The following is a 19,230-nucleotide window of genomic DNA, read 5'->3' as shown; positions in this document are numbered from 1 at the left end:
GCTCAGGCGGGGGCCATCTGGGTCACGGGCGCCGGGCGGGGGAGCCCCAGCAGGTCGAGTGCCGCATCCGGAGCGTCGGCCACCTTGACGATGGAACGCTCCCGGGGCGTGAAGAAACCTTCCTCGCACATACGGTCCAGCATCGATATCAGCGGCTGGAAGAATTCCTGGACATTGACGAGGACGACCGGCTTTCGGTGATATCCCAACTGGTTCCAGGTGGCCACCTCCATCAGTTCGTCGAGCGTGCCGAATCCACCCGGGAGCACCAGGAACGCGTCCGACAGCCGGTACATCAGCGCCTTGCGCTCGTGCATGCTGGGCACCACGAAAATCTCGCCGCACGCCTCGACCGCCCGCTCGCGCTCGTGCAGCGCGTGCGGGATCACCCCGGTCACCTTGGCTCCGGACCGGTGCGCGGCCTGGGAGACGGCGCCCATGACGCCGGCGCCGCCCGCACCGTAGACCAGATCGGCGCCACGGAGCCCGAGCCCCTCGCCGAGCGCGGCCGCCATCTCCACGTAGTGCGGCGTACGGCCGCAGCGCGAACCGCAGAGCACGCCGATGCGCCGCGAGCTCGATGTGGGAAAAGCCATGTCGAATTCCCTTCCTGGGACGGTGGTCGGGTTCTCTTCGGCAGGCTAGAGGAATTCCTCGGGAATCTCGCCGCGCACCGGCGTATTTCCACCCGAGGGGGAGGACTCCACGCTGTCCGGTCATTTCCACAAAGTGAAATATATATTTCAAGTCAGGCGAAGGCTTTCGCCTCTCAGCGCGAGCGGGTAGGCGTAAATCCCCCCAAATTGCGCCAATGTGATCGCCTTTCCGGGGCGGAGCCTTGCGCCCGACGGCGTGCCGACGCAGGATTGAAAGATGTCTTTCAAGTCCCGAGCGAACCCCGTTGCCCGCCCCGGACGGGTCCCGATCACTGATGTGCGCGTCCTGGGAGCCTTCGCGCACCCTCTGCGCCTCCGCCTGCTGCACCACCTCATGCGCAAGGGGCCGGACACCGCGAGCCGCTGCGCGGAGGCGGTCGACGACTCGGCCTCCAACTGCAGCTATCACCTCCGCCTGCTCCACCGGTACGGACTGGTGGAGCGCGTCGAGGCGGAGGACGGCTCCGACGCCCGTGACCGGCCGTGGCGCGCGGTCTCCACCGGTTTCGACTTCCTGCCGGACGGTCAGGGCCCCGAGTCGCTCGCCGCCCACTCGGCGGTCGTCGGGGCCGAGCTGGGCGAGCTCACCCGTCTCGTGCGGCACTTCCTCGCCAACTTCGGTTCACTGGAGGAGCCGTGGCAGCGGGCGGCGGTGTTCGACTCCTACGCACTCGCCCTCACGCCGGACGAGCTCCTCCACCTGACCTCGGTGATCGACCTGCTGGTACGCCCGTACATCATCGCCGACCGCCGTGACGTGCCGCCCGACGCGGCCGAGATCAGCTTCAGCGTCCAGGCGTTCCGCCGGCCCAGGGAGCAGAGTTGACCCCCGTACTCCGCCGGAACAAGTCCGCCGGGTCCGCGGCTTCTGCCGGGTCCGTCCGGAACTCCGTGAACTCCCCGATACGCAACCCGCGCTTCCGCGCCTTATGGGTGGCCGGGCTGCTCGACGACACGATCGACTGGATGCTGGTCACCGCCATCCCGATCTTCGTCTACCGCATGACCGAATCGGCGATGACGACGTCCCTCGCCTTCCTGATCGAACTCGCCCCGGGCGTCCTCGTGGGCTCCCTTGCCGGGATCGCCGCGGACCGGTACGACCGCAAGAAGCTGCTGCTCGTCGGCACGCTGCTGCACGCGGCCCTGGCGGCCCTGCTCCTTCCGGTCACCTCCGGCGACCAGCTGTGGCTCGTCTACGCGGTGATCGCGGGGCGCGCGGTGTGCGCGCAGTTCGTCCTGACGTCGAAGAACGCGCTGCTGCCCGACCTCGTGGAGCCCGGGCAGAGGGCGGCGGCCAGCAACCTGGTCGTCCTGAACTCCAACCTCGGCCGCCTGGGCGGCAGTCTGCTCGGCGGCGTCGTGGTCGCCGGGGGACTGCGCCCGGTGGCGGCGGGCTCGGTCATCGGCCTGCTCCTGACCGCCGGGGTGGTCAGCCGGATCCGTCGGCCCGAACGCGCGCAGGTCGGGCCCGGGTCGGAGGCGGCCGCGACAGGGAGCGCGCCGGGGGGACCGGTGGCCACGTCGGTGTCCGCGGGCTCGGCGGCCGGCGAGAGGGCCCAGCGCGCCGAGGCGACCGACCCTGCGGCTGCCGCGGGCCCCGGCCGCATGTACCGGCACTGGCGCGAAGGCGTCGCGGTGATCACCGGCGACCGCCGCCTACGCGTCTCCTTCCTCGCGGCCATCCTCTGCGCCATAGGCCAGGGCCTGTTCGTCGTGCTGTTCGTCGTCTTCGTCGCCACCACCCTGCACGGCACCGACGCCGAGATCGGCCTGCTGCGCAGCGTCCAGGGCATCGGCGGCATCGCGGGCGGCCTGGCGCTGGGCTTCCTGGGCACCCGCGTGCACCCGAGGCCGCTGATCACCTGGGGAGCGCTGTCCTTCTCGGGACTGGCGCTGCTGATCTGGAACGCGCCGATGGTCACGACCGCCTTCGGCGTGTACGTCGCCCTGTTCGCCATGGTGGGCCTGCCCGGTGGCGTCTACTACGCCGGGGTGCTCGGGATGGTCCAGCAGCGGGTCCCCGCCGACCACCTGGGCCGGGCACTCGGCTCCTTCTACACCGTGTCCAACGGCGCGCAGGCCATCGGCATGGCCCTTGCGGGCCTGCTCGCCGAACGCTTGGGCCCGGTACCGCTGCTGAACGCGCAGGCCGTGCTCTACCTGGCCGCCGGCCTGATGGCCCTGCTCGTACTGGGCGCCCGCAACACCCCGGAGACCCCGGCGAACGCCACGCCCCCCGCCCCCGCGCAGACACCGCTGCCCGACCCGCATGGATAGCACCGCAGCCCGTAGCGGCACCTGCTGCCGTCCAGCGAGGTGATGCTGACGGCTTATGCATGAGGCGTCGTCTTGGTCGGTTGCGACGCTCCTTTGACGCTGCATCCCAACGGGAGCTTCTCGTCGTGCTCTGGGGGGACGGACACGGACCGCCTCATCGGCGGCTCGCGTCAGCAGCTGGGGAATGACCTGAGCTTCCGCCTGATGCACAACGGCGTCCAGCGCCGGTGCGGATGGTCGGCATGGCCAAGCTTCCACAGGCCATCCGCTACACGGGTCCGGACGCCGGCGCGGCGGCCTCGTGGGCGTAGTAGGCGAGGTCTTTCGGTTGGCACCCGGGACGTCCTGAACGTGAATCTTCACCTCGCCGTCGACCGGTGGCCTCTCGGCAACGATTGTGCCGGTGTCGGCCTCGAGCACGCCTCGTGAGCTTCGTGACTACTGCAACCGTTGGCGGATGCGTTGCCGTGCCCAGAGCGCCGAGAGCGAGGGCGCGATCGCGGGGCGTTCATCGCGGCCGGAGGCTCAGGAACCAGCCACGTCTGCGGGTGCGGTCCAGCCGGTGGCTCGGAGCCACTCGACCAGGTTCAAGGTGGCCGGCTCGATCGAGCGCACCACCGCGAGGTCCGAGGAGTTTTTCTGCGCTTTCGCGAACTGGCGGAACATCGCCCTGTCGAGGTCGTTGGGAAGCACGCTCAACGGGAGGGTCTCGTACCGTGCCGGGAGCCCGGCGCGCGCGCCGAACGCCGCGGCGATCTGGGGGCCCGTCAGCTCGTCGCCGACGAGCTCGACGACTCCGCCGGGCGCCTCCGCGATGTCGAGCAGGAGCGCGGCGGCGACCCGGCCGATGTCCCTGACCGAGATCATCTTCAGGGCGACGTCCTCCGGCAGCGGCAGCCTCAGCACGATCTCCCCATGCTCAAGGCTCGGTGCCATCACGGTCACGAAGTTCTCCATGAAGGCGGTCGCGCGAACCATCGTGGCCCTCATCAGGCCGGACTTCCGCAGGTGCTCCTCGATCCAGTGCTTCGAGTCGTGGTGCGGCACACCCGACTCCCGGTCCGCTCCGAAGACCGAGTTGAACACGACGTGCGGGACACCCGTCTCGGCCGCCGCGTCAACGAGCGCGGTACCGACCCGGATCTCCGCCTCGACCTCTTCGAGGCTGTTCGCCTCCGGGGTCATGAAGTAGAACGCCTCGACCGTCGCCAGTGCGGTGGCCAGCGACGCCGGGTCGTCGGCCCGGATGGCCGCCAGCTCGACGCCGCGGGCGGCCAGCGCCTGAGCCCGGTCAGACTGCAGGCTGCGGACCAGAGCCCGCACCGGCGCCTTGTGGTCCAGCAGCGCGTCGACCACCGCCCCGCCCTGTTGCCCGGTCGCGCCGAAGACTGCGATCGTGCCGGTCCTCTGTGTGCTCACCACTGCCACCCTTCACTAGTTCATGCCGTGAACGAAACTAGTTCACGGCATGAACTACGGCAAGAGGTGGGTGTAGCGGGACCTCACGGTGTGATGGGTTGGGTCGAGGTGGGCGATGAGAGATCCGAGGTGTCCACGATGGCGGTGGCCACGCGCTCGAAATCGCGCTGGTCGTCGGCGTCGAGGTTCCTCGCGATCTCGGGCAGGCGCTTGGTGATCTCGGCGTAAACGGCCTCGGCGAGCACCTTCCCCGTGGGCGTCGCGCTGAGCATGACGATCCGCCGGTCCTGCGCCAAGCTTGCCCGGCCGACCAAATCGCGCCGCGCGGTGCGATCGACCAGCTGGCTCAATGCGTTCTTGGTCATACCCAACGACGCGGCGAGGTCAGCCATCTGCCGCGGCTCGTTCCTGACTGCGCAGAGCAGCGTGGCCTGCGAGGGGGTCAGGTCGAACTCGGCGCACACCTGCGCGTACTTGCGTTGAATCACGACCGAGAGCCAGAAGAGCTTGTCGCCATAGTCCACGCAGGCCTCCCCTGTCCGATAATGAACGATCAGCCTACTCGTCGCGGGCAGGCGGACCATGCGATCCACCTACAGGATCACATTCATGATCTCGCGCAGGTCATGCCCGGGCGGGCGTCTGAAGTCCAGGGCCCGGACGCGTCGTTCGAAGGGCCAGGTGGACAGCACCGGCTCGATCAACTCCCGGCGGGCATTCGATAGATCACTTGGATACGCACGCCGTTCCGCCATGTCCTGCCAACCGGCGGAGGCAGGGCTCGGCCTGCGGTCGCCCCGTCGCCTTCGACATGGAACGCTACCGGCAGTAGCGCGACACCGTGGAACGCTGCTTCCAGAAGCTCAAGAACTGGCGCGAAATCGCCATCCGCTACGACACGTCCCCTCAGAGCTACGCGGCAGGGCTGCCGCCCGGCAGTTCACCTCTCTGGGGCTGAGGAGGACGTGGCGGGCGAGTGCGACGCGCTGTAAGGCGCGGAGAGGTCTGACCCACACCATGCGCGATGAGGAGACCGGCGCCCTGCGACAGGCCGGGACAAGAACGCCCGGGTCGCTGAGTACGGACCCGGTGGACTACGTGCCGTGCGAGGCGCGCACGGGTGCCCGGGCCGCACCGCACGCTTCCCGGACTGCTCGATTTCGCGCCGCGGCCGGCGGGAGGTCTTCGGCGCAGGTGCCAACAGCCTGAACAATGCGCTCTTACTGCGACGGGATGCGTGGGATGTGGAGGAAACATGAGCGGCGCCGCGAGGGTGTGAAGGCAGGACGCAGCGGCATGATGAGGGAGGATTGACGAGAGTGCGTGCAATCTGAGGAGGCGGCAGGTGCCGGAGAAGGGGCACAGCAAGGGCCCTGCGCGGGCTGGGGAGGCATCGACCGGTTCTTCAGCGGGCGCTCTGGAGTCCATCCAGAGCGGCGCCTACGTGGTGGACAAAGCGGGCCGGATGCTCGCGGTCAACGCCGCTGCGCTTCGGCTGCTGGGCAGGAGCGCGGGAGACATGGTCGGGCAGGACGCGCACGAACTGCTGCACCGTGGGGCGCACGGCCAGCCGCTGGCCGCGGCGCAGTGCGGGATGCGCCAGGCGTTCCACGGCGGCCGGACGGCCCAGGGCGACCAGGAATTCTTCGCCCGCGGCGACGGCTCCGTACTCTCCGTATCGTGGTTGCTCACGCCGTACGAGCTCGGTGGCCAGGAGACCGGCACGCTCGTGATTTTCCATTCTCCTGATCCCCCGCAGTCGGCAGGACATACTGCCGGCCGCCCTGCTGTTCCGCTCACTGAGGTGGAGCGGCTGGCCCTGCTGGCCGAGACCACCACACGGCTGACCTCCACCCTGGACGCCGATGAGGCAGTACGGCGGCTTACAGGCCTGGTCCTGCCGAGGCTGGCGGACTGGGTGGTCATCGACCTGATCGTGGAGCGGGACGAAGTGTGGCGCAAGGCTGTGGTGCGAGCCGACGGGAGCGCGCTGCAGCACCGCACGGACCTTGAAGGACCGATGCCGCCGGTCCCGGAGGAGTCGCCCATGCCCTTGTCACGGGCATTGCGCGGGGTCGCATCCACTCTGGCAGGCCCTGAGACCTACCGGGGCGCACCCGACTCAGGAATCGCAGTGGAGCAGCGCAGACTGTTCGAGGCCACCGGCATCCACTCCGCGGCCATCGTGCCGCTGCGCGGCGCGCGTGACGTCCTGGGCGCTCTGACGCTGGGCCGGTCCACGACACCGGGCAACTACACGGACCCCGACATCCCGCTGTTCGAGGACATCGGCCGCCGCGCCGCGCTGGCGCTGGACAACGCCCGACTCTTCCAGCGCCAGCGCGCGGTGGCGGAGACCATGCAGAAGTATCTGCTGCCGCAGATGCCCCAGGTGCAGGGACTGGAGATGGCCGTCCGCTATCTGCCCGCACCCGACGCCTCGCAGGTCGGCGGGGACTGGTACGACGCATTCACGCTGCCGGACGGCGCGATCGCCCTGGCCATTGGGGACGTCGTCGGCCACGACCTGGAGGCGGCTGCGGGCATGGCCCAGATGCGGAACATCCTGCGCGCCTACGCCTGGTCCCAGCAGCATCCCGCCAGCCGGGTCGTGACACACCTGGACGAGGCGATCCAGCCCCTCACCGACGTCACCATGGCCACGCTGGTCTTCGCCCGTCTGGCCCAGAGCGCCGACAACGCATGGCAACTCACCTGGACGAACGCCGGCCACCCCCCGCCACTGCTGGTCACCCGAGAGGGCCTGGCGAACTACCTCACCGACGGGCACGGACTCCTGCTGGGCACCGGCCTGCGGCAGCACACAACGCGCGCCGACGCCACCGCACAGCACCCACCGGGTTCCACCCTGATCTTGTACACCGACGGTCTCATCGAGACCCCGGGCTCCTCCCTCGACGACGGCATGGAACGTCTCCGGCAGCACGCCGCGGCGCTCGCGCACCGCCCGCTCACGTCGTTCACTGACGAACTGCTGCGGCGCGCCCATCCAACAGGTCACGACGACGTCGCTCTCCTCGCTGTACGCACGCCCCGCTGAGTTGCCTCAGCTTGCGCCGGGGTCGTCAGCCGACGAGCGTGCCCGATCCAGTGGCCGGTGAGCTCGAACTCGGCTCGCATCGGCGCCGGGTGCTGGCCGATCACCTGCTGTGGCTGCTGGACATCCGGCGATCCGTTCGCACGCCGCAACGGTAATCGGCGGGGGGGGGGAGGTCGGACAGGCGAAAAGCAGGACGAGGTCGAAGCGGTCGGCCAGAGTGTGCCAGACGGCGGGGTCGGTCGCGTCGCCGTGTATGAAGCGGAAGCCGTCGCGCCGACGCAGTTCGGCAACGTTGGCGCGGCTGCCGGTGACGAAATCGTCCAGGCACACGACCTCGCAGCCGTCGTCGAGCGACCGATCGCAGAGTGATGACGCGCTGCTGTGCTCGGACGTCGCCACGGGAGCGGACGTGCTGCTCATTCCGCTTCCGGACGACGAGCCGTCCTTGTCCGACGACGCGAACCGGGAAGCCATGGACGGTACGGACAGCAGCGGGAAATGGAGGATACGGCGAACACAGCGGACACCGACATCCCGGTCGGCGGCATCGGCGCCCTGCCGCGCCAGACGTACTAGGGACGTCGGGACGTACGAGTCGGCCGGATCTCGCAAACGGACATCGGCAAAGGAGGCCCCGGAAGGGCAACGCCCCCGGCCTCCGGCGGACGACGACACCTGTGTCGATCCAAGCGGCCCGGTGTCCCCGCCCGGCGCCGAACGCGAGCGTGCCCAGGCCGAGGCGAGGGCGACAGGGAGGCGCCTCCAAGCATGTCCGTGGCCTACGGCCACGCCAAACTACGGGACGCTGACCAACAGATAAGAGGGTCGTTTTCCTCCTGATGCCGGTGCTGTCCGTCTGGCGTTTCGAGCACCGCGGCCGGGCCCTGGACTTCGGACGCCCGCCTCGGAATGACCTGCGCCAGATCATGAAGGTGATCCTGTACATGGGCCGCACTGGCTGCCAGTGGGCCTATCTCCCGCACGGTGTCCCGCCCTGGCAGTCGGTCTTCGGCTACTTCGCCATGTGGCAGAAGGACCGCATCTTCGCCCAGCTCAACGGTCTGCTGCGGGAGTTGTTACGCCAGCAGGAAGGGCGAGACAGGCGCTCGTCGGTCTGCGTAATCGACGCTCACCGTTGTGAAGACGTCCACCTCGGTGCCAGCCCGGAGCCAGGGCATCGACGCGGGCAAGGAGATGGTGGGCCGCAAGCGCAGCATCATTGCCGACACCCTCGTCCTGCTGCTGGCGGTGATGGTCACCGCGGCCACGGCGTCCAGGACTCCGCCGCTTGCCGCACTTTCCTCTAGCAAGCGGCCGACACCCACCCCGGCCTGCGCGAGGTCCGGGTCGACGGCGGCCACCGCGAACACCTCGTCGAGCATGCCGCGACCCTCGGCAACGAAGGGTGACCTTGGGGGAAGGCGTTCGTTAAGGATGCGTCTGGATCAACGAAGGCACTCTCGTGCCGGTGGAGTGAGGGGGTCGCATGGCGACCTTGTGTCGGCCAGCCGTCTCGGTTCCGGAACACGTCATCACCATGGAGGACACGCTTGAGCTGGCGCGCTCGCGGCATGCGGACCACCCCCAGCTGCCCCTGGCGTTGCGTCTGATCGAGAACACCGGGGTCCGGACCCGGCATCTGGTGCAGCCGATCGCGGAGACACTCGCGCACCCGGGCTTCGAGGAGCGCAACCGGTTGTACGCGGCCGAGGCGAAGGCCCGTGTGCCGCTGGTCGTGCGGCGTGCGCTGGAGGACGGCGAGCTGCGGGCCGAGGACATTGACATGATCATCTATGTGTCCTGCACCGGGTTCATGATGCCGTCGCTGACCGCATGGCTGATCAACACGATAGGTTTCCGGTCCACCACGCGGCAGCTGCCGATCGCGCAGTTGGGCTGCGCGGCGGGCGGAGCGGCGATCAACCGGGCGCACGACTTCTGCACGGCCCATCCGGGGGCGAACGCGCTGATCGTGGCCTGTGAGTTCTGTTCGCTGTGCTACCAGCCCACCGACCTCGGTATCGGATCGCTGCTGTCCAACGGCCTGTTCGGCGACGGGGTGGCCGCCGCCGTCATGCGTGGGACGGGCGGCCACGGCGTCCAGCTGGGGCGCAACGGTTCGTATCTCATCCCGGACACGGAGGACTGGATCGCGTACGACGTACGGGCGACCGGCTTCCACTTCCTGTTGGACAAGCGCGTGCCGGGCACCATGGAGCCGTTGGCTCCCGCGCTGCGCGACCTCGCCGGCGACCACGGCTGGGACGCCTCGGACCTCGACTTCTACATCGTGCATGCCGGCGGGCCACGGATCCTCGACGATCTGAGCACCTTCCTGAACGTGAAGCCGGTGGCGTTCCGCCACAGCCGGGCCACGCTCACCGAGTACGGGAACATCGCGAGCGCCGTCGTTCTGGACGCGCTGCGCCGGCTGTTCGACGAAGGGGGCGCCCCGGACCAGGCGCGTGGCCTGCTGGCGGGCTTCGGCCCCGGCATCACCGCCGAAATGGCACTGGGCCGGTGGAGCCGCACGTCGCGCGCCGCACAGCAGGAGGCCCGATGAGCGCCCACCCTCTGATCACGACGGCCCCGGACAGCGGCCTGGTCATGCCGCCCGGTGAAGGCCGGACGCTGCGTGCGGCCGCCCAGCACGTGACGTTCAAGGTGACCGGCGGGCGATCGCGCTTCTCCTCGAGCTTCGAGGTGCTCGTACCACCCGGTTTCGACGTCGGAGCCCACGTCCATGCCCGCAGCGAGGAGCTGTTCTACGTCCTTGAGGGTGAACTGGACGTTCTCGCCTTCGAGCCGCGTGTGCGCACCGCGGACGGCTGGCGGGGGTGGCAGTCGCCGAACGGCGAGCGCGTCGTCCGTGCCACACCCGGCACAGTCATCCTGGTCCCGCCCGGCTGCCCGCACGCCTTCGCCAACCCCACCGGTGCCCCGGCGCGGATGTTCTTCCAGTCGTCCCCGCCTCCGAACCACGAACGCTACTTCGAGGAACTCCTGGAGATCCTCTCCGCCGACGGGCCCGTGGACCGTGAGGCCATCGCCTCGCTGCGCCGCCGCTACGACATCGAGCAGCTCACCCCGCTGCGCCACGACCCGCCGACGTGAAGCCGGCAATGACGAGGAGTTCAGCAATGCAGGACGGGCACGCCCCGTTGTACGAGGTGTCGGACTTGACGGCCCTCGACTTCGACCCCTTTCTGCGCCGAGCGCTGCGGACCGCCCCCCTCATCCGGGTCCGGCTGCCCCATGGGGCCCCCGGCGAGTGCTGGCTGGCGACACGGCACGACGCCGTCCGGTTCGTCACCTCTGATTCCAGGTTCAGCCGTGACATCGTCGGCCGGCCACTGCCCACCATGAACAGATACCTCATCCCGCTGGACCGTGCGGTCAGCTTCGTCGACCCGCCCGACCACACCCGCGTACGTTCCGTGGTCGCCTCGGCGTTCAACCGCTCCGGCATGACGGTCATGCGTCCCCGCGCCCAGGCGGTGCTCGACCGGCTCATCGACTCCATGGTCGCGGCCGGGCCGCCCACCGACTTCATCGAGCACGTGACCTCTCCCTTCCCCATGCATGTCATCGGAGAGGTGCTGGGCGTGCCGGAAACCGACCGGCCGCGCCTGCGCACGTGGGCGAGTGTTGTCCTGTCCCGGGCGAGGGACGAAGCGGAGGTCGAGCGCGCCCGGCTCGCCATGGAAGAAGCCCGTGCGTACTTCCTCGAAGTGTCCCGCGAGCGCAGGAGCCGGCCGCAGGACGACCTCATCAGCGAACTGGGGGCCGCTGTCGAGAGGGGCAGGATCGAGGAAGAGGAACTCCTCGCCCTGGTCGCCCTGATGGCTCTCAATGGATGGCATGCGGTACGCAACCACACCTCCAACATGGTCTACCTTCTGCTCACCGACGAGAAGCTGAGGAGCCGGTTGCACTCCGACCCGGAGGCCGTACCGGCGGCCGTGGAAGAACTGTTGCGTTGGATCCCCCACAAGCACGGCGTGGGCCAGGCCCGCATCGCCACCGAGGACGTGGAGGTGGGGGGCGTGCTCGTCCGCCGCGGCGAGGCCGTCTACGTCTCCTACGTGGCGGCGAACTGGGACGAGCAGTGCTACCCCGAACCCCACCGGTTCGACATCGACCGCAAGGGCCCACCTCACCTGGCCTTCGGCTACGGCCCCCACCACTGCGTGGCACCACTGCTGGCCCGCATGGAAGCCGAACTGCTGCTGACCACGCTGCTCACACGCCTCCCTGACCTGAGACTTGCCGTCGAGCCCGCGGACGTGCCCTGGCAGAAGGACGTACTCATCCGAGGACCGGTGACACTGCCGGTCACCTGGTAGCCGCCCGGACAGTGGAGGGCACATCGGTCGGGCCGTCTGACGTACCGTCCCCCCCCGGGTGCTGTCAGCAGGCGCCTGGGCCCACCCCGTCGATCCGTCCGCCGAAGTAGCCGCGGTAGCGGGAGCGCCAGTCGCCGTCGAAGACGTTCCGCTTCTCCACCGGGCCCCGGTTGATGAAGCAGGCGCGGGTAGAGGCGCAGACGGAGCCGTCGGGTCAGGCGGGCTGGGCTGCTTGGGCCGTGGCCGTCTGGGCGGGAAGCGGTACGGCAGTTAGGGCGAGAACGGCGGCCAGCGTCCACGAACGAATCTGCTTCATTGGCTCTCCAGAGAGGGAGTCGGGGTGTCCGGCAGTTTCGCCGATGTGTAGGGAAGAAGTGGCATGAGGCCGTGTGGCGAAAGTGGATCTTGAGTGATGAATGATCATGGTTCATGGCACGGGGAGATCTCACGGACGAACAGTGGGCGGTGCTGGAACCGCTGTTGCCGAAGGGGACGAAGGCGGGACGGCCGCCGGTCTGGTCGCGGCGGCAGCTGATCAACGGCATACGGTTTCGGGTGCGGACCGGTGTTCCGTGGCGGGACGTGCCTGTCGAGTACGGGCCGTGGGGCCGGATCTACGATCTGTTCCGCCGATGGCAGCGGGACGGCACCTGGCACCGGATCCTCAGCCACCTCCTGTGCCTGGCCGGTGCGGAAGGTGCGATCGTGTGGGACCTGAGCGTTGACTCCACGGTGTGCCGCGCCCATCAGCATGCGGCCGGGGCCCGGAAGCAGGGTGAACTGCAGAAAGAGCCGCCGGGCGGTGTGTTCGCTGAACTCAGTGATCATGGGCTGGGACGTTCGCGCGGTGGGTTCACCACCAAACTGCATCTGGCCGTCGAGCAGCGCCAAAAGCCCATGTCGCTCATGGTGACCGCTGGGCAGCGCGGGGACTCGCCGCAGTTCGAGCCTGTGCTGGAGAGGTCCGCGTGCCCCGGATCGGGCCGGGCCGGGCGCGCATCCGTCGTGATCGCGTGTGCGCTGACAAGGCGTACGCCGCCCGCAGGAATCGCGCCTATCTGCGCCGCCGGGGGATCCGTTGCGCCGTCCTCGACAAGGCCGACCAGGTGCGCAACCACCAGAAGCTCCCGCGGCGGCCGGCCGCTGCGTTTCGACCCGTTCGACTACCGGAGGCGCCATGCGGTCGAGTGCGGGATCAACCGCCTCACGAGGCATCGTGCCGTCGCCACGCGATACGACAAGCTCGCGGTCCGCTACGAGGTGACCGTGCTCATCGCAGCCATCAACGAGTGGCTGTGACGCTCGGCCGTCACACGGGGGATCCACGTTCCACCACCGCGGGCAGATGGCTGGCTGGAACAGCACCTGACGGCCACTCCGGCCGCTGCTTGACCTGAACCTTGGTTGATGTACGAGAGTCGTGTCATCGAACGGCAAGACGAGGAGATTCCGATGACACAGCCCAGGATCCTGGTGACCGGCGCGACTGGAAAGGTCGGCGGCGCGGTGGTGACCCAACTGCACGCGGCGGGCGTGCCCGTGCGGGCGCTGGTGCGAGGGGAGGCGGACTTCCCGGAGGGTGTGCAGGCGGTGCGCGGCGATCTCGGTGATCCCGCGTCGCTGGGCACGGCCCTGGAGGGCGTCGATTCGGTCTTCCTGGTGTGGCCGTTCCTGAGCGCTGAGGGCGCGTCGGACGTGATCGACGCGATCGGGAAGCACGCTCGACGGGTGGTGTACCTGTCATCCGCCGGGGTCGGGAGCGAGCAGGAGAAGCCCGGCGAGGCGATCACCATGTTCCACACGGAGCTGGAGCGGCTGATCGAGGCATCGGGCCTGGAGTGGACGGCGCTGCGGCCCACCGGGTTCGCGAGCAACACGCTGGGCTGGGCGGAGGAGGTCCGCACCACCGGTGCGGTACGGGCGCCGCTGGCAAGGCTGGCCCGCCCGCTGATCCACGAGGCGGACATGGCTGCGGTCGCCGTTCAGGCGCTGACGACCGACGCCCTGCTCGGCGCCCGCCCCCTGATCACCGGCCCCGAACTGATCACCCAGGAACGGCAGGTGGCCCTGATCAGCGAGGCGATCGGGCGACCGGTGCGGTTCGAGGAGGTGGCGCTGGGCGAGGCCATCGAGCAGATGAAGGCCGCAGGCTACCCGGCAGAGCTGGTGGAGGCCGTGTTGCCGGCCCAGGCGGAGATGCTCGACAATCCGGAGCCGGTCAACGATGAAGTGGAGCGCATCACGGGCACCCCGGCCCGATCCTTCCAGGAGTGGGCGGTGGACCACGCGGCGGACTTCCACTGAGAAGGACGTCAATACACGTTGACATAGGCGACCGAAGCACCGGATCTCGACTCCGTCGCCCACACGCTTGACGCCGAGGTCGGGCCCCTGCTCAGGGAAGCCCCGAGAGGTCGAACCGCACAGGTCGGGGGCCCATCTCGTGGCTAAGGTGTGCCGTCACTCGGAAGGATCCGCATCCATCCCGGAAAGCCATCTCTGCATGAGTTCTTGAGCACTTCCGATACAAGCCCTCATAGGATCACTGAATCCGCTGGCTCTGCTGAGTCCGCTGACCCCGCTGGCAAGCCGGGGCCCGGCACGTGCAGGAGAAGACCAGTCGCACCGCCGCCTTCTCGACCCTGGTGGACCTGCTCCGGGCGCGCCGAGACGCAGGCGCGGCCATTGACGCGCAGCGTGGTCGGGCGGCCCGGAATGAGGAAGAGCAGTCCGACACGCCCGGTTCTGCGGCACGTTGTGCATGGTGTCGAGCCGCTTGTTGCCGGTGGCGTCGGGAATGACCAAGGTCCGCTCGTCGAGCACCGAGACGAACCCGGCCGGGCCGCCACGCGGCGTCACGTCCGCCCGGCCTTCGAGGTCCGCACTGCCGATGAACACCAGCGACGAACAGCCGACCAGCGCCCGTGCCATGACCGTCGACCTATGGTGCGAGCTGCTGACCGGACCGCCGAGCACGCCGAACCGGTGGCCGCGCAGATCCGGGCGGCGGGCGGCGAAACACTCGCTGTGGGCTTCGAGGTTCACCGGCCGGGTGGCGGTCGGCGAGACCGTCGGCCGGTTCGCCGAAGAACTGGGCGGCCCATACGTCGCGAACGCGGGCGTCGTCCGTGACATTCTCGCCCATAAGATCGCCGACGATGGCTGGGGCACGGTCGTGGGCACCTGTCTCAAAGGTGCCCTCCTCGTCTTGTAGGCCGCCCCCCAGCGGCACGTGGCAGAGGCGGGCTGGGGCCGCATCGTCAACCTCAGCCGGGAGCAGGATGCAGGGTACGCTCCTGTCCTCATCGGCTCCGACCGCGAAGCCGTCACGCAACAGGCACTCGGAGAGGATCACGGCAACCCTGGGCCAACTCGGTACGTGCCGGCGCACGGAGTTGTCGTATTCCGGTCCGGTTGGGGCCGGGTTCGAGGAGCGCTGCTCGCTGCGACGCCGGGGCCGGGCAAGGTGCATCGGCAGCTTGTTCGCCCCGCCGCATGTGGTTGTGAACCCGGTCCTCCCTCAGTTCTGACCCGGAGCCCGTTCTACTCTGTCGATCCGACAGCCGTCGCAGGAGGGGCAGCGTGGCTTTTGACAGCAATCGGCGTGGACCGACCCAGGTGCTGGTGACTGAGGCGAGTAAGGGCTTTGAGCGACCGGACTGCAGCGACCCGTCGCGCGTGCCCGTTCAGTTTGAGACGGACGCGATGGGAGTGGGTCTGCCGGGCGGTGCTGGGGACGACAGGAGCGCTGAGCAGTACGGTCCGATCGGGATAGGTGCGGCGGCTGGAGTGGATCCGTGGCGGTGAGGGGTGGCCGCACAGTGTGGCGGTGGGCCGCGGTGGTATGGCTGGTTGTCATCGCCGTTGCGGGCGGGCTGACGTGGTGGTGGCAAGGCTCGACGGAGCCGCAGCGACACGGCTGGGAGGATTCTGCTCCGACTCCGTCGGTGGGGGAGCAGGGGCGGAAAAAAGAGTGCGCGGACGACGTGTCCGGCGAGGATGGCCAGGCGGACTGTCTTTCGGTTGCCCGATAACCGGACCGCTTTTCTCTGCGCTGGTCCTCCACTCACCCTATTTCGCCGACTTGCACGCAGGGAATGCACTCGGGGTGCGGACCCGCCAACCCAACACAGGGGTGGGGCGTGGGCTAGAGCTGTTGGATCAGCATCCATAGGGCGAGTCCCAGGAAGATCACTCCGACCGCCCGGTTCATTGCGTAGCCCTTGCCCGTGGGCTCGGTCGCCTCGGGGTTCTTCACCCAGCCTCTCTGGAGGCGAGCGTTGGCCTTCCAGAGCAGTTGAGGCCGTACGACTTGCACCACCCCCGCGACCAGGAGAAGGCACAGGATCAGGACGGACAACGGGCTGCCGCCATCACGGTCCGTGGCAGCCTGCACTACAGCATCGTGACCAGTCACGTAGGCCGGTTGCCCTGGCTCCGGGCCGAGTAACGGACATCTCCAGGCCGATGCCCGCTAGGTGACTTCCGCCGCCGCGCTCCCACGGCCGACCGAGGGCTCTCGCGCACGAGCCCGCCCGGACGAGGTTTCCCGCCTCCGCTCTCGCGCCCAACAGCAGCCTCATGTCGCACCCCCGCCCCTGTGTCCGATACAGTAGATCTTGAGCTGGTCGCCACAACACGTGGCAGCCGGTGATGCGTTGGTGGTCCAAGGAAAGACGCCCCGCTTCCTGCGGGGAAATGCAGGTGCAAGGCCTGCCCGGCGCTCCAGCAGAGGCCCGTACGCGCACAGCGTGTACGGGCCTCCTCACGTTTATGGTCACCCGCGGTGCGCTCGAGGCATGATGATTCGTCGCCGCCCCTGCCCACCGTGCCCCCCAAGCCGAACTGCCCGTGTCGATGGTTCCGTTCGTCACGTCAGCGACCATCCACTCAGTGCGCGGCGGTCAGGGCGGCCAGGTAATCGTCGAGGAGCTCGACTTGCCGCGGGGGTGGGAACGCCGGCGGGTCGAGCAGTGCCTGGACCACCAGGCCGAGGATGAAGGCCTGGGCCCCGGCCGCGATCTGGGCGGGGTTGCCGGGGGGCAGTTCGCCGAGTTCCTGGGCTGCGGCCACCCGCTCCGTCAGCCGGTCCCGGCTTTTCGCGTACTTGCGGGCGTAGTCGGCGCTCAGGGCGGGGTCGGAGAGTGCGGTGTCCCAGGAGGAGACCCAGATGCGGTTGCTGTCAGTGGCCTCGGGGGTCAGCGGCAGGATGTCCAGCAACGCGTCCTTGAGGGCGGCCAGGCCTTCGCCCGTGGGGCGGCGGGGGCGGGAGACGGTGCGCTGTTCGAGCAGGTCGAGGGCGTACTCCACCAGAGCCTGCTTGGTGGGGAAGTAGTGCGTGAGCAGGCCGGTGGTCGCGCCGAGTTCGGCGGCGACGGAGCGCAGGGTAAGGCCGGCGAAGCCGCGGGTGGCCATGACCTGCCAGACCGCTGCGGAGACGTCGCGTCGACGAGCCTCGTGATCTCCCTTGGTGCGTGGCATGCCGCCACGGTACATTGCCACAACGCTTGTTATGTAAATGGGGAGGGTCGCATGTTCTCGCTGTCGCTGCGCGACGGTGCTCACCTGGTTGGGCTTGAGGTTTGGCACGCCGAGGAGTTTGCTGACCATCTGGGCCGGGCCCGCGAGCACATCCACCCCTGGGTCGGGCCCGGGTTCGTCACCGTCGACGTGGACGGAGCGCGGGCCACGCTGAAGCGGTACGCCAATCGGCAGGCGGGCGACGGTGCCCGCTTGTATGGCATCTGGCGGGAGGGGCTGCTGGTCGGCGGTGCGATGTTCACGGCCTTCGATGCCGCTGCCGGCTCGTGTGAGATCGGCTGCTGGCTGGAGCCGTCCGCCGAGGGCCACGGTCTGGTCACGCAAGCGTGCGGCGCGTTGCTGGACTGGGCGTTCACGTCCCGAGGGCTGCATCGGGCCGAATGGCACTGCCGGGCCGACAACGTCCGCAGCTCAGCGGTGGCCAAGCGGCTGGGCATGACGCTGGAGGGAGTGCGCCGCGAGGCCTGGCCATACCAGGGCGTGCGCTATGACAAGCAGCTCTGGGCGGTCCTTGCTCCCGAATGGCGAGCCCTGGACCGGTGACCGGTGACGGTCGCGTCCGGCGGGCACTCCGTCGGTTCAACAACCCTGCGACTCGGAGGTGACGGTGCGCGAGAGAGTACGGCAAGTGCGTGCCGCCTGCGGGACATCGCCGCCGACGTGGTCGAGCTCGCGGCTCCGGCACTAACTGCCCCACAGCCGCCCGGCTCGGCTGTGGGGTAGGGATGATCGCCGACAGCCCGATGTTCTCCGTCGACGATGAGGCCCTGCTCGCCCCGGTCGGCGGAGCCCACCGAGCGCCCACCCGCCTGATGGCCCGTCTCCAGCGGGCGGGTGGCTTGGTCCACGAGAATGGGCAGCAGACATACACCGCTTCCGGAGGCACATCCATCGGCGGCCGTTCGATGTTCGCGAGCATGAGCAGCACGATGTCTGCACCCGACGGGCCCGCCTGTAAGCGGGCTCGTGTCCAGGGACGGAGTCCGTCACGCCGGTCACCGAACTGCAGGCGCAGGGGCGCACTGCCCCGAAGAAGAACGGCGGCAGCTCCGGAATGCCTCGGGCCCGCGCCTCAGCTTGTCCATCGCTGGTGGTCAGCCGCGCACGTGCAGCCCGAAACCCGTGCGCCCCGCGGGTTCCCGTCCTTCCTTCAGGTGCAGTGAGGGGATCTCGTAGTCGCCGAAGTTCTGCCGCCGGAACGCGATCGGCTCGGTCGACTCCAGGGTGAGCAGGCGCTGCTCCCAGGCCTTGGCGACGTCCGCATAGTCCTCGCCGGTCATCCGGTCGGCGCCGTAGAGCACGAACGGCGGCAGCACCTCAATGCCCGGGTAGTAGAGGATGCCGTGCTGTATCGGGAACAGCAGATCGTCGATGGGGCCGTTGATCCCGCGTGCGCCGTAGTGCGACTCCGGGCCGCCGACTGTCACGGACAGCAGAGCCCTTCTGCCCGCGAGGGTGCCCTCGCCGAAGCGTTCGCCGTACTTGGTGTCGCTGTGCTCGCCGACGCCGTAAGCGAAGCGGTAGGTGAACACCCGGTCCACCCAGCCCTTGAGGATCGCGGGCATCGTGTACCACCACAGCGGGAACTGGAAGATGATCGTGTCGGCCCACAGCAGCTTGGCCTGCTCGTCGAGGACGTCAGCGGTAAGCATCCCGGAGTCGAAGGCCCGGCCCGAGTCCAGGGCGACCTTCAGCGGACGTGAGGCCTCGGGGCCGTAGTCCGCGGCGTCGACGACCGCCTTCCAGTTCATCGCGTACAGATCGCTCACCTGTACCTCGTGCCCGGCGTTCAACAGCGTGGACACCGCGAGGTCCTTCAACGAGCCGTTGAGCGACTTCGGCTCCGGGTGGGCGTAGACGATCAGCGTCTTCAAGGGAACTCCTTCGGATCGGATGCCTCCGATCCTGGGCGTCGCGCCGCCCGGCG

At 68.9% G+C, this 19,230-nt stretch carries 16 protein-coding genes and 4 pseudogenes; 11 read left to right on the top strand and 9 right to left on the bottom strand.

Annotated features, from left to right (window positions below):
• Nucleotides 1–2: 2 nt before the first annotated feature.
• Nucleotides 3–596 (bottom strand): LOG family protein, encoded by a 594-nt coding sequence (locus tag DCW30_RS07680; protein WP_076682596.1) that lies wholly within the window; start codon nt 594–596, stop codon nt 3–5.
• 277 nt (nt 597–873) lie between these two features.
• Here DCW30_RS07680 and DCW30_RS07675 point away from each other — a divergent pair, with 277 nt between their 5' ends.
• Both DCW30_RS07675 and DCW30_RS07670 read left to right on the top strand, forming a co-directional pair.
• Nucleotides 874–1,482 (top strand): winged helix-turn-helix domain-containing protein, encoded by a 609-nt coding sequence (locus DCW30_RS07675; protein WP_076682594.1) that lies wholly within the window; start codon nt 874–876, stop codon nt 1,480–1,482.
• Between the two features lie 65 nt (nt 1,483–1,547).
• Entirely contained in the window at nt 1,548–2,936 is a 1,389-nt protein-coding gene (locus DCW30_RS07670; protein ID WP_211828066.1) for an MFS transporter, read from the top strand.
• 525 nt (nt 2,937–3,461) lie between these two features.
• On the opposite strand, the gene DCW30_RS07665 is transcribed toward DCW30_RS07670, so the two are convergent.
• The 3 genes and pseudogenes from DCW30_RS07665 to DCW30_RS37345 form a co-directional block, all read right to left on the bottom strand.
• On the bottom strand, nt 3,462–4,355 hold the full coding sequence (locus DCW30_RS07665; RefSeq protein ID WP_076688472.1) for an NmrA family NAD(P)-binding protein: 894 nt from the start codon (nt 4,353–4,355) through the stop codon (nt 3,462–3,464).
• An 83-nt stretch (nt 4,356–4,438) separates the two neighbouring features.
• Nucleotides 4,439–4,879, bottom strand: coding sequence for a MarR family winged helix-turn-helix transcriptional regulator (locus DCW30_RS07660; protein ID WP_076688470.1), 441 nt, complete (start codon nt 4,877–4,879; stop codon nt 4,439–4,441).
• A 72-nt stretch (nt 4,880–4,951) separates the two neighbouring features.
• Nucleotides 4,952–5,110, bottom strand: a pseudogene (locus DCW30_RS37345) (IS5 family transposase); the annotation flags it as partial.
• Between the two features lie 590 nt (nt 5,111–5,700).
• On the opposite strand from DCW30_RS37345, the gene DCW30_RS07645 reads away from it, so the two are divergent.
• Nucleotides 5,701–7,416 (top strand): SpoIIE family protein phosphatase, encoded by a 1,716-nt coding sequence (locus tag DCW30_RS07645; RefSeq protein ID WP_076682590.1) that lies wholly within the window; start codon nt 5,701–5,703, stop codon nt 7,414–7,416.
• Between the two features lie 6 nt (nt 7,417–7,422).
• On the opposite strand, the gene DCW30_RS38085 is transcribed toward DCW30_RS07645, so the two are convergent.
• Nucleotides 7,423–7,890, bottom strand: coding sequence for a Rossmann-fold NAD(P)-binding domain-containing protein (locus DCW30_RS38085; RefSeq protein ID WP_123985569.1), 468 nt, complete (start codon nt 7,888–7,890; stop codon nt 7,423–7,425).
• A 365-nt stretch (nt 7,891–8,255) separates the two neighbouring features.
• On the opposite strand from DCW30_RS38085, the pseudogene DCW30_RS38205 reads away from it, so the two are divergent.
• The 6 genes and pseudogenes from DCW30_RS38205 to DCW30_RS07605 form a co-directional block, all read left to right on the top strand.
• Nucleotides 8,256–8,813, top strand: a pseudogene (locus tag DCW30_RS38205) (transposase); the annotation flags it as partial.
• Nucleotides 8,814–8,902: 89 nt separating this feature from the next.
• Entirely contained in the window at nt 8,903–9,979 is a 1,077-nt protein-coding gene (locus tag DCW30_RS07630; protein WP_076682588.1) for a type III polyketide synthase, read from the top strand.
• Nucleotides 9,976–10,530, top strand: a complete 555-nt coding sequence (locus DCW30_RS07625; protein ID WP_076682586.1) for a cupin domain-containing protein — start codon at nt 9,976–9,978, stop codon at nt 10,528–10,530. The genes DCW30_RS07630 and DCW30_RS07625 overlap by 4 nt, the downstream gene beginning before the upstream one ends.
• Before the next feature lie 26 nt (nt 10,531–10,556).
• On the top strand, nt 10,557–11,762 hold the full coding sequence (locus DCW30_RS07620) for a cytochrome P450 (RefSeq protein WP_076682584.1): 1,206 nt from the start codon (nt 10,557–10,559) through the stop codon (nt 11,760–11,762).
• Between the two features lie 429 nt (nt 11,763–12,191).
• A pseudogene (locus DCW30_RS07610) lies at nt 12,192–13,061 on the top strand (IS5 family transposase).
• A gap of 108 nt (nt 13,062–13,169) precedes the next feature.
• A complete protein-coding gene (locus DCW30_RS07605; protein WP_237283517.1) occupies nt 13,170–14,066 on the top strand; it encodes an NAD(P)H-binding protein in 897 nt (298 codons plus the stop codon).
• A gap of 338 nt (nt 14,067–14,404) precedes the next feature.
• Here the strand turns inward: DCW30_RS07605 and DCW30_RS37320 are convergent.
• Nucleotides 14,405–14,759, bottom strand: a pseudogene (locus DCW30_RS37320) (pyridoxamine 5'-phosphate oxidase family protein); the annotation flags it as partial.
• Here DCW30_RS37320 and DCW30_RS36615 point away from each other — a divergent pair.
• Nucleotides 14,653–14,976 (top strand): Rossmann-fold NAD(P)-binding domain-containing protein, encoded by a 324-nt coding sequence (locus DCW30_RS36615; RefSeq protein WP_162933515.1) that lies wholly within the window; start codon nt 14,653–14,655, stop codon nt 14,974–14,976. The pseudogene DCW30_RS37320 and the gene DCW30_RS36615 sit on opposite strands and share 107 nt — an antisense overlap.
• 933 nt (nt 14,977–15,909) lie before the next feature.
• On the opposite strand, the gene DCW30_RS07590 is transcribed toward DCW30_RS36615, so the two are convergent.
• Both DCW30_RS07590 and DCW30_RS07585 read right to left on the bottom strand, forming a co-directional pair.
• Nucleotides 15,910–16,122 (bottom strand): DUF6199 family natural product biosynthesis protein, encoded by a 213-nt coding sequence (locus tag DCW30_RS07590; protein WP_076688466.1) that lies wholly within the window; start codon nt 16,120–16,122, stop codon nt 15,910–15,912.
• A gap of 530 nt (nt 16,123–16,652) precedes the next feature.
• Nucleotides 16,653–17,243, bottom strand: coding sequence for a TetR/AcrR family transcriptional regulator (locus DCW30_RS07585; protein ID WP_205576572.1), 591 nt, complete (start codon nt 17,241–17,243; stop codon nt 16,653–16,655).
• A 51-nt stretch (nt 17,244–17,294) separates the two neighbouring features.
• On the opposite strand from DCW30_RS07585, the gene DCW30_RS07580 reads away from it, so the two are divergent.
• Nucleotides 17,295–17,846, top strand: coding sequence for a GNAT family N-acetyltransferase (locus DCW30_RS07580; protein WP_076682579.1), 552 nt, complete (start codon nt 17,295–17,297; stop codon nt 17,844–17,846).
• 551 nt (nt 17,847–18,397) lie between these two features.
• Here the strand turns inward: DCW30_RS07580 and DCW30_RS07575 are convergent.
• Entirely contained in the window at nt 18,398–19,177 is a 780-nt protein-coding gene (locus DCW30_RS07575; RefSeq protein WP_076682577.1) for an NAD(P)H-dependent oxidoreductase, read from the bottom strand.
• Nucleotides 19,178–19,230 lie beyond the last annotated feature (53 nt).

It is taken from the genome of Streptomyces alfalfae, assembly GCF_004127445.1.
In the GTDB taxonomy this organism is placed as follows: Bacteria; Actinomycetota; Actinomycetes; order Streptomycetales; family Streptomycetaceae; genus Streptomyces; species Streptomyces alfalfae.
Note: the sequence above shows the minus strand (reverse complement) of the source record. Positions and strands in the feature narration are given on the sequence as shown.

What these genes read in the sequence shown, in the direction of transcription:
- DCW30_RS07680 (WP_076682596.1), bottom strand. Translation starts at nt 596, where the DNA reads ATGGCTTTTCCCACATCGAGCTCGCGGCGCATCGGCGTGCTCTGCGGT.
- DCW30_RS07675 (WP_076682594.1), top strand. Translation starts at nt 874, where the DNA reads ATGTCTTTCAAGTCCCGAGCGAACCCCGTTGCCCGCCCCGGACGGGTC.
- DCW30_RS38085 (WP_123985569.1), bottom strand. Translation starts at nt 7,890, where the DNA reads ATGGCTTCCCGGTTCGCGTCGTCGGACAAGGACGGCTCGTCGTCCGGA.
- DCW30_RS07630 (WP_076682588.1), top strand. Translation starts at nt 8,903, where the DNA reads ATGGCGACCTTGTGTCGGCCAGCCGTCTCGGTTCCGGAACACGTCATC.
- DCW30_RS07625 (WP_076682586.1), top strand. Translation starts at nt 9,976, where the DNA reads ATGAGCGCCCACCCTCTGATCACGACGGCCCCGGACAGCGGCCTGGTC.
- DCW30_RS07620 (WP_076682584.1), top strand. Translation starts at nt 10,557, where the DNA reads ATGCAGGACGGGCACGCCCCGTTGTACGAGGTGTCGGACTTGACGGCC.
- DCW30_RS07605 (WP_237283517.1), top strand. Translation starts at nt 13,170, where the DNA reads ATGTACGAGAGTCGTGTCATCGAACGGCAAGACGAGGAGATTCCGATG.
- DCW30_RS36615 (WP_162933515.1), top strand. Translation starts at nt 14,653, where the DNA reads ATGAACACCAGCGACGAACAGCCGACCAGCGCCCGTGCCATGACCGTC.
- DCW30_RS07585 (WP_205576572.1), bottom strand. Translation starts at nt 17,243, where the DNA reads ATGCCACGCACCAAGGGAGATCACGAGGCTCGTCGACGCGACGTCTCC.
- DCW30_RS07580 (WP_076682579.1), top strand. Translation starts at nt 17,295, where the DNA reads ATGTTCTCGCTGTCGCTGCGCGACGGTGCTCACCTGGTTGGGCTTGAG.